This is a genomic window from Rhodoferax sp. GW821-FHT10B06, from assembly GCF_059415605.1.
In genome coordinates, this window is record NZ_JBWKNO010000010.1 from 128,858 (window position 1) to 141,741 (window position 12,884).

11 protein-coding genes are annotated in these 12,884 nt (G+C 67.8%); 8 read left to right on the forward strand and 3 right to left on the reverse strand.

What is annotated here, in order from left to right; translation table 11 throughout:
• Nucleotides 1–4: 4 nt before the first annotated feature.
• From AC07O2_RS16615 to AC07O2_RS16635, 5 genes are read left to right on the forward strand one after another with little or no spacing between them, the layout of a single operon-like run.
• The gene (locus AC07O2_RS16615; protein ID WP_495076849.1) at nucleotides 5–517 is read left to right on the forward strand and encodes a MarR family winged helix-turn-helix transcriptional regulator; all 513 of its coding nucleotides are present in this window, start codon (nucleotides 5–7) and stop codon (nucleotides 515–517) included.
• Nucleotides 514–2,562: an FUSC family protein gene (locus tag AC07O2_RS16620; RefSeq protein WP_495076850.1), complete on the forward strand. Its 2,049-nt coding sequence runs from the start codon at nucleotides 514–516 to the stop codon at nucleotides 2,560–2,562. The genes AC07O2_RS16615 and AC07O2_RS16620 overlap by 4 nt, the downstream gene beginning before the upstream one ends.
• Nucleotides 2,559–2,765, forward strand: coding sequence for a DUF1656 domain-containing protein (locus AC07O2_RS16625; protein ID WP_495076851.1), 207 nt, complete (start codon nucleotides 2,559–2,561; stop codon nucleotides 2,763–2,765). The genes AC07O2_RS16620 and AC07O2_RS16625 overlap by 4 nt, the downstream gene beginning before the upstream one ends.
• 7 nt (nucleotides 2,766–2,772) lie before the next feature.
• Nucleotides 2,773–3,720 (forward strand): efflux RND transporter periplasmic adaptor subunit, encoded by a 948-nt coding sequence (locus AC07O2_RS16630; protein WP_495076852.1) that lies wholly within the window; start codon nucleotides 2,773–2,775, stop codon nucleotides 3,718–3,720.
• A 31-nt stretch (nucleotides 3,721–3,751) separates the two neighbouring features.
• Nucleotides 3,752–5,197, forward strand: coding sequence for an efflux transporter outer membrane subunit (locus tag AC07O2_RS16635; protein WP_495076909.1), 1,446 nt, complete (start codon nucleotides 3,752–3,754; stop codon nucleotides 5,195–5,197).
• A gap of 71 nt (nucleotides 5,198–5,268) precedes the next feature.
• On the opposite strand, the gene AC07O2_RS16640 is transcribed toward AC07O2_RS16635, so the two are convergent.
• Nucleotides 5,269–6,681: a coniferyl aldehyde dehydrogenase gene (locus tag AC07O2_RS16640; RefSeq protein WP_495076853.1), complete on the reverse strand. Its 1,413-nt coding sequence runs from the start codon at nucleotides 6,679–6,681 to the stop codon at nucleotides 5,269–5,271.
• A 103-nt stretch (nucleotides 6,682–6,784) separates the two neighbouring features.
• Between AC07O2_RS16640 and nadC the strand changes: the two genes are divergently transcribed.
• From nadC to pabB, 3 genes are read left to right on the forward strand one after another with little or no spacing between them, the layout of a single operon-like run.
• Nucleotides 6,785–7,663, forward strand: coding sequence for a carboxylating nicotinate-nucleotide diphosphorylase (nadC, locus tag AC07O2_RS16645; RefSeq protein WP_495076854.1), 879 nt, complete (start codon nucleotides 6,785–6,787; stop codon nucleotides 7,661–7,663).
• A 10-nt stretch (nucleotides 7,664–7,673) separates the two neighbouring features.
• The gene (gene nadA, locus AC07O2_RS16650) at nucleotides 7,674–8,783 is read left to right on the forward strand and encodes a quinolinate synthase NadA (protein WP_495076855.1); all 1,110 of its coding nucleotides are present in this window, start codon (nucleotides 7,674–7,676) and stop codon (nucleotides 8,781–8,783) included.
• Nucleotides 8,783–10,513: an aminodeoxychorismate synthase component I gene (pabB, locus tag AC07O2_RS16655; RefSeq protein ID WP_495076856.1), complete on the forward strand. Its 1,731-nt coding sequence runs from the start codon at nucleotides 8,783–8,785 to the stop codon at nucleotides 10,511–10,513. Before nadA ends, pabB begins: the two co-directional genes overlap by 1 nt.
• A gap of 69 nt (nucleotides 10,514–10,582) precedes the next feature.
• Here the strand turns inward: pabB and AC07O2_RS16660 are convergent, their stop codons facing one another.
• Both AC07O2_RS16660 and nadB read right to left on the reverse strand, forming a co-directional pair.
• The gene (locus tag AC07O2_RS16660) at nucleotides 10,583–11,254 is read right to left on the reverse strand and encodes a phytanoyl-CoA dioxygenase family protein (RefSeq protein WP_495076857.1); all 672 of its coding nucleotides are present in this window, start codon (nucleotides 11,252–11,254) and stop codon (nucleotides 10,583–10,585) included.
• 36 nt (nucleotides 11,255–11,290) lie between these two features.
• A complete protein-coding gene (gene nadB / locus AC07O2_RS16665) occupies nucleotides 11,291–12,871 on the reverse strand; it encodes an L-aspartate oxidase (protein ID WP_495076858.1) in 1,581 nt (526 codons plus the stop codon).
• Nucleotides 12,872–12,884: the final 13 nt, after the last annotated feature.

Consider the following 12,884-nt stretch of genomic DNA (forward strand, 5'->3'; position numbering starts at 1 on the left):
CACCATGCCCACCCCATCCCCCGCAGACAGCGCCCAGCGCACGGCGTCCCTGATGGCTTTGTCGGTGTCCCTGGCCGGCCTGCAGCGCGGCTACAGGGCGGCGGTGGACAAGACCGTGGCCCACGCCGGCTTGTCGCAGGCACTGGCCCTGCCGCTGGTGATGATCGGCCGCCACGGCGACGGCTTGCGCCAGGGTGTGCTGGCCAACCTGCTGAACATCGAAGGCCCGTCCCTGGTGCGATCCATCGCCCAGCTGGAAAAGTCCGGCCTCATCAGCTGCCAGGAAGACCCTGCCGACCGCCGCGCCAAGACGCTGCACATGACGACGGCCGGCGCCGTCGCCCGCGCCCACATCGAAGCCGCCCTGGAAGACATGCGCGCCGTGCTGTACGAGGGCGTCAGCGACGAAGACGTGGCCGCCTGCCTGCGCGTCTTTGCCACGCTGGAGCAACGCCTGGGCCGCAAGAGCAGTGCCGAGCTCGGCATGGCCGTCCCCGCCAAAGCCGACACGCCATGAAGCTGCCGCGCTTCAGCCATGCCGAAGTGCTGTTTTCTCTCAAGACTTTCGGCTCCGGCATGCTGGCCATGTATATCGCCAACCGCGCCGGTCTGCCGCGCCCGTTCTGGACGCTGCTGACGGCCTACGTAGTGGCCAACCCGCTAGCCGGCGCAGTGCGCTCCAAGGCACTATTCCGCTTCCTGGGCACCTTGCTGGGCAGCAGCGCCGCCGTGTTGCTGGTGCCCACACTGTCCAACGCGCCCGAGCTGCTGACCCTGGCGCTGGCCTTGTGGACCGGCCTGTGCCTGTTCATCTCGCTGCTGGACCGCACGCCGCGCGCCTACATCTTTCTACTGGCTGGCTACACCGCTGCGCTGATCGGCTTCCCCTCGGTACAGGCACCGCTGCAGATGTTCGACACCGCCGTGGCCCGGGTGGAAGAAATCGGCCTGGCCATCCTCTGCGCCAGCCTGGTCCACAGCATCGTCCTGCCCACCAGCCTAGCCCCGACCCTGCTGGGGCTGATGGACCGCACCCTGGGCGACGCCCAACGCTGGTTGCGCGACCTGCTGCGCCCCGGCCCACGCCAAGGTAGCCACGACCCGCACGCACTGGGTGCCGACCGGCGCCGGCTGGCGATGGACATCACCCAGCTGCGCCTGCTGTCTACCCACGTACCGTTTGACACCACCCATCTGCGCTGGACCGCCGACGCCATCCGCGCCATGCAGGACCGCGTCGCCGCGCTGACGCCCACGCTGTCCTCCGTCGAAGACCGGCTGGCCGCACTGGAGCAAGCCCAAGGCGGCACGCTGAGCGCCGACGTCTCCGCGCTGCTGGCACAGATAGGCCGCTGGCTGGAAGCCGCCACGCCGGACCAGTCGACGGAACTGCCCGCGCTGCAAGCCGCCGTCCAGGCCATCGCCGAGCAACCCGCACTACCAGCCTGGGAACGCGCATTGCGCATGGGCCTGGCCGCCGGGCTGGAAGAACTGGTGCAAGGCTGGCGCGCCTGCGCCCAGCTGCGGCGCGACATCGACGCCGGCCTGTCGGGCGTGGCCATGCCACACCACCAGGCCAGTAGCAACCGCGTGCTGCACCGCGACTACGGCATGGCGCTGCTGTCCGCCCTGGCGGCGGTGCTGGCGATCTGCCTGTGCAGCGCCTTCTGGATCGCCACCGGCTGGTCGTCCGGTTCGGCCGCCGCGATGATGGCGGCGGTGTTTTGCAGCTTCTTCGCCAGCATGGACGACCCGGTGCCGGCCATCCACGGCTTTCTGAAATTCACGCTGTGGTCCATGCCGATCTCCGTCGTCTACGTGCTGGTGCTGCTGCCGCTGGTGCACGACTTCGGCATGCTGGTGCTGGTCTGTGCACCGCTGTTTCTGCTGGCCGGCTGCTACATGGCCCGCCCCGCCACCATGGGCAGTGCACTCGCTCTGCTGTTCGGCGTGGCCGGCACGCTGGCGCTGCACGACACCTCGAATGTGGACTTGGCCTTGTTCTTCAACTCCATGGCCGGACAGATCGTCGGCATTGTGGTGGCCGCCCGGGTGACCCGGTTGGTTCGCTCGGTAGGTGCGGAATGGAGCGCCCGCCGCATCCAGCGCGCCATCTGGCGCGAGCTGGGCGACATGGCCGCCGCCCGCGGCGCGCCAGGCAATGCCGACTACACGGTGCGCATGCTGGACCGCATCGGCCTGCTGGCGCCGCGCGTGGCCCTGGCCAGCCCGGACGACCCGAACCTGGTGACGAATGACGCCCTGCGCGATCTGCGTGTCGGCATGGACATCGCCGGCCTGCAGGGCAGCCGCGACCAGTTACCTGCGCAGTCCGTCGGCGCGGTGCTGGCCAGCATGGCCCGCTTCTTCCGCCAGCGCGGTGCCGGCCGCAGCAGCCCCTGGCCGTCAAGCCTGCTGGCGCATATAGACCATAGCCTGGCTGCCGCCCTGGCCAGCCCGCATGCCGACGGCCGCAACGCCGTGACTGCGCTGGTCGGCCTGCGCCGCAACCTGTTTCCCCATGCCCCAGCGGCACTCAGCCCCGAAGGAGCCCCCACATGATCGGCCAAACCAGTGTTTACGGCCTGTACCTGCCCTGGCTGATGTTGCTGGCCCTGGGCGCCCTGTTCGCGCTCTGGGGTGTGCGCCGGCTGCTGGCCAGCGCCGGCCTGTACCGCTGGGTCTGGCACCCCGCACTGTTCGACCTCGCCCTGTATGTGCTGCTGCTGTATGCGATCAGCCGCGCCTCCGCTCTTTTGCACTAAGTTCACCATGACAAGCTCTACCTCCACCCCCACCACCTGGGCCCTGCGCGGAGCCCGCATCCTCGTCACCCTGCTGATGGTGGCCGCCGCCATCTGGGCCGCGCTGCGCCTGTGGGACCACTATGAACTGGCGCCCTGGACGCGCGACGGCCGGGTGCGCGCCAATGTGGTCCAGGTGGCAGCCGATGTGTCCGGCCTGGTCACCACCGTCGCCGTGCGCGACAACCAGCAGGTGCATGCCGGCGAGCTACTGTTCGAGGTGGACCGCGCCCGCTACGCGCTGGCCCTGCGCCAGGCCCAGGCCGTGCTGGGTGCCCAGCGCATTGCCCTGGCCCAGGCGCAACGCGAAAGCGAGCGCGATGCCGGCCTGGGCACCCTGTTGTCGCAAGAGCTGCGCGAACAGGCCCGCACCCGCGCCGACCAGGCCCAGGCCACCGTGGCCCAGGGCGAACTGGCGGTCGACGCCGCCCGGCTGAACCTGGAACGCGCCCTGGTGCGCGCGCCCAGCGACGGCTGGATCACCAACCTGGACCTGCACACCGGCAGCTACGCCAGCGCCGGCCACCCGGTACTGGCCCTGGTGGACGAACGCTCCTTCTACGTCGAGGGCTACTTCGAAGAAACCAAGCTGGCCCGCATCCACGTGGGCGACCGCGTGGGCGTGACCCCCATGGGCGGCGGCGCAGCCCTGCCCGGCGTGGTGGAAAGCGTGGCCGCAGGCATTGCCGACCACGACCGCAGCCCCAGCAGCAACCTGCTACCCAATGTGAACCCGACCTTCAACTGGGTGCGCCTGCCGCAGCGCATACCGGTACGCATCCAGCTCGACCCGCTGCCCGCCGGCGTGCGCCTGGTGGCCGGCGAAACCGTCACCGTGCAGGTGCAGGAAGAGGCCACGCCCGAAAAAACCGAGCCCCTGGCCAGCAACGCCGCACCGGCTGCCCCCAAAGGTTGAAACCATGCAAGCGATATTCCGCCCTAAACCCATGCGGCCGCTGCTGGCCTTGCTGGCTGCAACCGCACTGGCATCCCTGGCCGCCTGTAGCACCGCCCCCGTAGGCCCCGATTACCAGCTGCCGCCACAGGCGCTGGCCAGCCAGCCCGCCGCCGCCAAGCCCTTTGCCGACGTGGACGGGCAGGCCCCGTTCTCCGCCCAGCCCCTACCCGCCCACTGGTGGCGGCTGTACCAGGACCCGCTGCTGGACCGGCTGGTGCAGCAGGCCCTGGAGCACAACACCGACCTGCGCCAGGCCGTGGCCAACCTGGAGCGTGTGCGTTCCCTTGAGAGCGAAGCTGCCGGCGCGCAAAAACCCACGCTGAACGCCAAGGCCGGCCCCGAGTTCGGCCATGTGTCCGGCCTGTCGCTGCTGCACAAAGACTACGAGCCACCGAATAGCTATCTGTACAGCGCCAGCGCCGGCCTGTCCTACCAGGTCGATCTGTTCGGCCAGATCCGCCGCGGCATCGAGGCCGCCAACGCCGCCGGCGATGGCGCCCAGGCCGCACTGGACCTGGCCCGCATCAACGTGGCCGCCGGCACCACCCGCGCCTATGCCGAGGTCTGCTCCAGCGGGCTGCGCATCGCCGCCACCGAGAAATCCATCACCCTGCAAAAAGAGGCGGTAGACATCTCCGAGAAGCTGCAGCAAGCCGGCCGCGCCGGCAGCCTGGACGCCGGCCGCGCCCGCGGCCAGCTGCAGCAGTTGAACGCCAGCCTGCCGCCGCTGCAGGCCGAGCGCCAAAGCGCGCTGTACCGGCTGGCCACACTCACCGGTGCACTGCCGCAGGACTTCCCGCGCGACGTGGCCGGCTGCAGCACGCCGCCGCAAGCCGCCGGCACGCTGCCAGTGGGCGACGGTGCGGCCCTGCTGCGCCGCCGGCCCGACATCCGCCAGGCCGAGCGCAACCTGGCCGAGGCCACGGCCCGCATCGGCGTGGTCACAGCCGACCTGTACCCCAAGATCAGCTTTGGCCTGCAGGGCGCGTCCGAAGGCGAGGCCGTGGGCTTTGGCCGCAAGGACACGCTGAGCTGGGGCATAGGCCCGCTGATCAGCTGGAGCATCCCCATCAACGGCGTGGTACAGGCCCGCATCGCCCAGGCCGAGGCGACCACCCGTGGCGCACTGGCCAAGTTCGACGGCACGGTGCTGACCGCCCTGCGCGAGACCGAGACCGCCCTGAACACCTATGCCCGCGAGCTGGACCGCCACGCCGCGCTGCAAGCTGCCGCCCGAGAAAACGCCGCCGTGGCCCAGCAAGCCCGCCAGCTGTATCGCAACGGCAAGACCGGCTACCTGGAAGCCCTGGACGCCGAGCGCGCCCTGGCCAGCAGCGAAGCCGCCCTGGCCGCGTCCCAGGCCCAGCTGGCCGACGACCAGGTGTTGCTGTTCCTGGCGCTGGGCGGCGGCTGGGAGCCGGATACAGCGTCCTGAGACATTTAAAGAAAAACAGGCTCCAGCGCAAGTATTACCTGCGCAAGCAGCTATCTAAACAATAGCAAGGCTTAGTTCAACCGGCCCATCCACTTCAGCAGCCGCTGGATGGACGGCCGGTACGGCGGATACACCAGGCCGCCCGCCGACCAGCGCGACTGCAGGAACACCGGCTTTTCCTTGCTGAACTGGCGAAAACCATATTCCCCGTGGTAATGCCCCATGCCCGACGGCCCCACACCGCCGAACGGCAGACCGTCCTGCACCAGGTGCAGCAGGCAATCGTTGATGCACACGCCACCCGACTGGGTCTGCGCCAGCACCTGGTCGCGGTGCGCCGTGTCGGTGCCAAACCAGTACAGGGCCAGCGGCTTGTCGCGGGCGTTCACATAGGCAATCGCCTGGTCCAGCGTGTCGTAGGGCACGATGGGCAGGATGGGGCCGAAGATTTCCTCCTGCAGCGCGCGCATGCCGGCGTGCACATCCAGCAGCAGCACCGGCGCCAACTGGCGGCCCACGCCAGGCACGGCGGACGGCTCCAGCTCCACCACCCTGGCGCCCTGCTGGCGCGCGTCGTCCACCAAGGCGTGCAGGCGCTGCAGATGGCGGTCGCTGGCGATGCTGGTGTAGTCGGGGTTGCCCTGGAAGCGCGGGTACAGGCGCTGCATGCTGGCGCGCAGCGCATCCACAAAAGCGCCCTGCTGGCCGCGCGGCACCAGCACGTAGTCCGGCGCGATGCAGGTCTGGCCGGCGTTGATCAGCTTGCCCCAGGCCAGCCGGTCCACCACCTGGTCCAAATCGCAAGACGCATCCACGATGGCCGGCGACTTGCCGCCCAGCTCCAGCGTCACCGGCGTGAGGTTCTTCGCTGCCGCCTGCGCCACCAGCCGCCCCACGGCGGTGGAGCCGGTGAACACCAAGTGGTCAAACGGTGTAGCGCAAAAAGCCTGGCCCAGGGCCGCGTCGCCGGTCAGTACCGCCACTTCTTCGGGCGCAAAAAATTCGGCCACTGCGGCCTGCAGCGCATCGGCAAACAAGGGAGTGAGCTCGGACGGCTTGAGCAGCGCCCGGTTCCCCGCCGCCAGCACATCCACCAGCGGTGACAAGGCCAGCAGCAGCGGGTAGTTCCAGGGGCTGACGATGCCCACCACGCCCAGCGGCTGGACCAACAGGCGGCTGCGCCCGGGCCAGAATGCCAGCGCCGTCGCCACCCGCCGGGGCCGCATCCAGGCGCGCAGATGGTGGCGCGCATGGCGTATCCCACCACGCACCGGTAGCAGCTCGGTCAGCCGGGTCTCCACCGCCGAACGGTTGCCAAAGTCCTGGCTGACCAGGGCCGTGAAATGTTCGCCATGCTTCTCCAGCAGCGCGTCCAGCCGCTGCAAGCGGTCCAGGCGCAGCGCGTAAGCAGGTGCCGGGTCGGCCGCATGGGCCTGGCGCTGCAAGGTGAGCAGGCGCTGGAGTTCAGTTTCTGGGGTATGCATAAGACACATAGTGCCAGTCTTGCAAGCCCATGGCGGCAAAAGTGCGACACGGATGTGACACACTTCCGTTCCTTCCTAGCTGCCCGACCCTCGCTCCACAACAATGAAGACAACGGTTTTTGATTTTTCTCCCGCGCAGATCCAGGCCCTGGCCGAGGCCGACGCGGCCCGCGCCCTGGCCGAAGACGTGGGCTCCGGCGACCTGACCGCCGCCCTGGTAGACCCGGCCCGGCAGGTCCATGCCCGCGTGCTGGCGCGCGAAGCCGCCACCGTCTGCGGCGCCCCCTGGGTGGAAGCCACGCTACGCCAGATCGCCCCCACCGCCACCTGGCTCTGGCTGGTGAATGAAGGCGAGCGCTGCTCCGCCGACCAGGTGGTGCTGGAACTGCACGGCCCGGCCCAGGCCCTGCTGACGGCCGAACGCACCGCGCTGAACTTTCTGCAGCTGCTCAGCGCCGTGGCCAGCCGCACCGCCCTGCACGTACAGGCCGTGGCCGGTACCGGCACGCAGATCGTCGACACCCGAAAAACCCTGCCCGGCCTGCGCCTGGCGCAGAAATACGCAGTACGCACCGGCGGCGGCACCAACCACCGCATCGGCCTGTATGACGCTGTGCTAATCAAAGAGAACCACATCGCAGCCGCTGGCGGCGTGACCCAGGTATTGCAGCGCGCTGCCGCCTTGGCCCAGCAGGCCAGCTTCATCGAGATCGAGGTCGAAACCCTGGCCCAGCTGGACGAGGCGCTGGACGCCGGCGCCCGCATGGTGCTGCTGGACAATATGGACCTGGCCACACTGCACGAGGCAGTACGCCGCAACGCCTCACGCGGCAAGCAGAAAGCCGTTCTGGAAATCTCTGGCGGCGTCACGCTGGAGAGCCTACGCAGTCTTGCCGAAGTCGGCGTGGACCGCATCTCCATCGGCGGCCTGACCAAGGACGTAAAGGCCACCGACTATTCGATGCGCTTCCTGGATCTGTGAGGAGACGGCCATGCACACGATGATGGAAGTCGAATACGAGCAGCCGGCAGAGGGCGCGAGCTGCACCCCGCGCCACGCCTGGGCCCGCGTGCCGGTCGAGCCCGGCCCGGCCGAGCGCCTGGCGCTGAAGGACCGCATCCGCCGCCTGCTGAAGGAGCGCAACGCGGTCATGGTGTCGCACTACTACGTGCACCCCGATCTGCAGGACCTGGCCGAAGAAACCGGCGGCCTGGTCAGCGATTCGCTGGAGATGGCCCGCTTCGGCCGCGACCATGCGGCGCAGACCCTGGTGGTCTCCGGCGTGCGCTTCATGGGCGAGACCGCCAAGATTTTGTCGCCCGAAAAGCGCATCCTGATGCCCGATCTGGACGCCACCTGCTCGCTGGACCTGGGTTGCCCTAGCGACGAGTTCAGCGCGTTTTGCGACGCCCATCCGGACCGTACCGTGGTGGTCTATGCCAACACCAGCGCCGAGGTGAAAGCCCGCGCCGACTGGCTGGTGACCTCGGGCTGCGCGCTCGACGTGGTGCGTGCGCTGAAAGACCAGGGCCACAAGATTCTGTGGGCGCCCGACAAGCACCTGGGCAGCTACATCCAGCGCGAAACGGGCGCCGACATGGTGTTCTGGAACGGGGCCTGCATCGTGCACGACGAGTTCAAGGTCTTCGAGCTGCAGGCCTTGAAGGCCGAGCACCCCGAAGCCAAGGTACTGGTACACCCCGAGTCGCCCGCCGACGTGGTGGCACTGGCCGATGCCGTGGGCTCGACCTCGGCCATCCTGAACGCCGCACGGACCATGGATGCCACCACCTTCATCGTCGCCACCGACAACGGCATGCTGCACAAACTGCGCACGCAGAACCCGCACAAACTGTTCATCGAAGCCCCCACGGCCGGCAACAGCGCCACCTGCAAAAGCTGCGCGCACTGCCCCTGGATGGCGATGAATGGCCTGGCCGGCCTGGCCCAGGTGCTGGAACTGGGCACCAACGAGATCCATATCGACCCCGCGCTGGGCCTGCGCGCCCGTGTGCCCATCGACCGCATGCTGGCCTTCACCGCAGCCCTCAAGTCCGGCCAGCCCACCGCCGGCCTGGTGCCGCATATCGGCGCAGCCTGATGGACGGTATCACCGCGCTGGTCGACTTCAGCGATCCTTCGCAGCCCGACGCGCCGCGGCTGCGCCACGCGTTTGGCACGCCGCTGCAGACGCTGGTAGCCCATAGGCTGGACCAGGTGCGGCCGCTGCTGGATGCCGTGCAGGCCGCCAGCGCACAAAGCCTGTGGTGCGTGGGCTATCTGCAGTACGAGGCCGCGCCGGCCTTCGATGCGGCGCTGGCCGTGCATGCAGCCGATGGGCCGCTGGCCTGGTTCGCGGTATTCGACCAAGCCCTGCCCTGGCCTGAGGCTGCTGTGGGCACTGCGCAGATCGATTGGCAAAGCTTTATCGCCCGTGCGGATTTCGACGCCGCGATGGCGACCGTGCTGCAGGCGATTGCCGATGGCGAGCTGTACCAGGTGAACTTGACGGCGCAGATGCGGGGCCGCTTCAGCGGCGCACCGCAGGCCTTGTTTGCCGCCTTGCAGCGTGCCCAGCCGGGCGGCTATGCGGCGTATATCGATACCGGTGACACACACATCCTGTCGGTCTCGCCCGAACTGTTTTTCGACTGGCGCGGTGGCAATATCCTGGCCCGCCCGATGAAGGGCACGGCACGCCGCGGCGCGACCGAGGCCGAGGACACGGCCCTGGCGGCAGCGCTGCGCAGCTCGTCCAAGGAACGGGCCGAGAACGTGATGATCGTGGATCTGCTGCGCAACGACGTGTCGCGCATCGCCGAACCTTTCAGCGTCCAAGTGCCGCGGCTGTTCCATACCGAGGCGCTGCCGACGGTATGGCAGATGACCTCGGATGTGAGTGCCCGCACCCGCGCCGGCTGCAGCCTGGCGGAGGTATTCGCTGCACTGTTCCCTTGCGGCTCGGTCACCGGCGCGCCCAAGGTGCAGGCGATGCGCAAGATCCAATCGCTGGAACCCAGCGCGCGCGGCGTCTACTGCGGCGCCATCGGCGTGGTGCAGCCGGGCGGCACATCGACCTTCAACGTACCTATCCGCACCGTGACCCTACGTGGCGCAAAGGCGCAGTGCGGCATCGGCAGCGGAATCACCTTTGACGCGAATGCCGAGGGCGAGTGGCAGGAATGGGCCAACAAGCAGGCCTTTGTGCAGCGCGCCAGCGCGCCGTTCGCGCTGCTGGAAACCCTGGCCCTGGTCGATGGCAGGCTGCGCAACCGCGCCGAGCACCTGGCGCGGATGGCCCAGGCGGCCGCGCATTTCGGCACGCCGTGGAACCCAGAGCATGTCGCGCACACCCTGGACAATTTGATCGCCGGCCGCCCAGAAAAGTCCTGGCGCGTGCGCTTGCTGCTGGACGCGCAAGGCCATGCTACCGCCGAGGCCTATGCGCTTGAAGCCTCGCCCGCGCGCGTGCGACTGCAGCTGGCGGACCGCCCACTGGCCGAGGCCTATGGCGAATTCGTGCGCTTCAAAACCACCCGCCGCGCCCACTACGACGCATTCACTACGCCGCCCGGCGTGTTCGACACCTTGCTGTGGAGCCCGGCTGGCGAAATCACGGAATGCACACGCGGCAATATCGCCCTGCTGCTGGACGGCCGCTGGGTCACGCCGCCGCTGGCCTGCGGCCTGCTGGGCGGCATAGGCCGGGCCGTAGCGCTGGCCGACGGCCGGCTGGAAGAAGCCGTGGTACGGGTAGACGACCTGCCGCGGGTACAGGCCCTGGCGTTCCTGAACAGCCTGCGCGGCTGGATAGACGCGGATTTGGTTTAGCTACGGTTTTTGTAGCTGCTGGCGCAGGTAGTGCCTGCGTCAGGACACGATTTCACAAAAATTTTCACATTACGCTGTACGCGGCCACTGCAGGCCATGTGGCAATTCACACGGCCCAAACACAAAATGAAGAACGCGCCTGCGGCTCAATCCTCTAGATTTAGAAGATGCATGCAGAACCAGGGGACGCAACACCAAGACATCGCCCTGGTCCGCGGGACAGGCGATATCGCCCACGGCATCTCGCATACGGAGGGCCTCAGCTGAATCTATTCGCCCAGCAAGATGGGAGCCTGACACAACCCGTAACGGGCCATCCTCCGTACCACAAACATCGAGGTGCAAACGTATTGCGACCAATTGCTCCAATACGGCTATGGGCGGCTGCACAAACAATGCGCCTTCCTTTTCTGACCAGCCACGCAGTTCGGGGGCATCCACATGTTCTGCCACGGGAATACTCAAATCCTGGTGGATAGCCACCAACCAATTACGCTCAGCCGATTTTTCAAAGTAGGTGCATTGGAGGGCCACCAATTTCGGGCCAATCAAGTTAGATAAAACCGTATGTTGGCGTAAGCGCTGAGCCAGCACAGCGCACCAAGCCTGCTGCAAAAGGCAGCGGGTACCACTCGTACCAGCGTCGAGCGCCAGCTTCCCCGCAATGGCACCGCACTCGTCAACAGAAAACACTTCTGGCACAAGCGCAAAACCGTTCTCTGCAAATGCATCGGCATTCATGGACGAGACTCCTTCACGCCCGCCAGTACCTGACAATTACGGCACCAGCACGGTGGGCTCAGACGATGCCGCCAGCTCCGGGTAGTCCCGGCTGAAGTGGCCGCCGCGGCTTTCCAGGCGGGAGCGGGCGCTGCGCACGATCAGGTCGGCCACCTGCACCAGATTACGCAGCTCCAGCAGGTCGCGGGTGACGTGGAAGCGGGCGTAGAACTCGTGGATTTCGCTCTGCAGCAGGGCGATGCGGTGGGCGGCGCGCTCCAGGCGCTTGGTGGTGCGCACGATGCCCACGTAGTCCCACATGAAGCGGCGCAGCTCGTCCCAGTTGTGCGACAGCACGACCAGCTCGTCGCTGTCGGTGACCTGGCTGTCGTCCCAGTCTGGCAGCTGGGGGGCGGGTTTACGGTCCAGCAGGGCCAGGGCTTGGGCGGCGGCGCGGGCAAACACCATGCATTCCAGCAGCGAATTGCTGGCCAGGCGATTCGCGCCGTGCAGGCCGGTGCAGGCGGTTTCGCCCAGCGCATACAGGCCGGGCACATCGGTGCGGCCCTGCAGGTCGGTCAGCACGCCGCCGCAGGTGTAGTGGGCGGCGGGCACCACCGGGATGGGCTGGCGGGCCATGTCGATGCCCAGCTCCAGGCAGCGCGCGTAGATGTTGGGGAAGTGCTCCAGCAAGAATTCCTTGGGCTGGTGCGAGATGTCGAGGTAGACGCAGTCGAAGCCGCCCTTCTTCATCTCGAAATCGATGGCGCGGGCCACCACGTCGCGCGGGGCCAGTTCGGCGCGTTCGTCGTGCTCGGGCATGAAGCGGCTGCCGTCGGGGCGCAGCAGGCGGCCACCTTCGCCGCGCACGGCTTCGGTGATCAGAAACGATTTGGCCTGTGGGTGGTACAGGCAGGTGGGGTGGAACTGGATGAATTCCATGTTCTCCACCGTGCAGCCGGCGCGCCAGGCGGCGGCAATGCCGTCGCCGGTGGCGGTATCGGGGTTCGAGGTATACAGATACACCTTGCCCGCGCCGCCGGTGGCCAGGATGGTGTTGGGCGCACTGAAGGTGCGCACGGTGTCGCTGTCGCCGTCCAGCGCATACAGGCCCACGCAGCCCTGCTCGGCTAGGCCCAGTTTGCTGCCCACGATCAGGTCCACCAGGGTGTGGTTTTCAAACAAGCTGATGTGCGGGTGGTGGAGCACCTGCTCGATCATGGTCTGCTGCACGGCCGCGCCGGTGGCATCGGTGGCGTGCACGATGCGGCGGTGGCTGTGACCGCCCTCACGGGTCAGGTGCAGCTGGCCGTCTTCCATGGAAAACGGCACGCCCATGGACTGCAGCCAGGCGATGCATTCGGGCGCGTGTTCGACCACGTAGCGGGTGGCATCCACATCGCACAGGCCGCCACCGGCCACCAGGGTGTCGTCCACATGGGCGGCAAAGCTGTCGCCCTGGCCCAGCACCGCCGCAATACCGCCCTGGGCCCAGGCGCTGGCGCCGTCGTTCAGGCCACGCTTGGTGAGTACCGCTACGCGGTGGGTGGGGGCCAGCAGCAGCGCGGCACTCAGGCCGGCCAGGCCGCTGCCCACGATCAAGACATCGAAATCCAGGGGGGATGGGGAAGACAACACGGTGGGATGGGTC

Bases quoted from the DNA above. Each gene is read 5' to 3' on its own strand.
- AC07O2_RS16615 (WP_495076849.1), top strand. From the start codon at position 5: ATGCCCACCCCATCCCCCGCAGACAGCGCCCAGCGCACGGCGTCCCTG.
- AC07O2_RS16620 (WP_495076850.1), top strand. From the start codon at position 514: ATGAAGCTGCCGCGCTTCAGCCATGCCGAAGTGCTGTTTTCTCTCAAG.
- AC07O2_RS16625 (WP_495076851.1), top strand. From the start codon at position 2,559: ATGATCGGCCAAACCAGTGTTTACGGCCTGTACCTGCCCTGGCTGATG.
- AC07O2_RS16630 (WP_495076852.1), top strand. From the start codon at position 2,773: ATGACAAGCTCTACCTCCACCCCCACCACCTGGGCCCTGCGCGGAGCC.
- AC07O2_RS16635 (WP_495076909.1), top strand. From the start codon at position 3,752: ATGCGGCCGCTGCTGGCCTTGCTGGCTGCAACCGCACTGGCATCCCTG.
- AC07O2_RS16640 (WP_495076853.1), bottom strand. From the start codon at position 6,681: ATGCATACCCCAGAAACTGAACTCCAGCGCCTGCTCACCTTGCAGCGC.
- nadC (WP_495076854.1), top strand. From the start codon at position 6,785: ATGAAGACAACGGTTTTTGATTTTTCTCCCGCGCAGATCCAGGCCCTG.
- nadA (WP_495076855.1), top strand. From the start codon at position 7,674: ATGCACACGATGATGGAAGTCGAATACGAGCAGCCGGCAGAGGGCGCG.
- pabB (WP_495076856.1), top strand. From the start codon at position 8,783: ATGGACGGTATCACCGCGCTGGTCGACTTCAGCGATCCTTCGCAGCCC.
- AC07O2_RS16660 (WP_495076857.1), bottom strand. From the start codon at position 11,254: ATGAATGCCGATGCATTTGCAGAGAACGGTTTTGCGCTTGTGCCAGAA.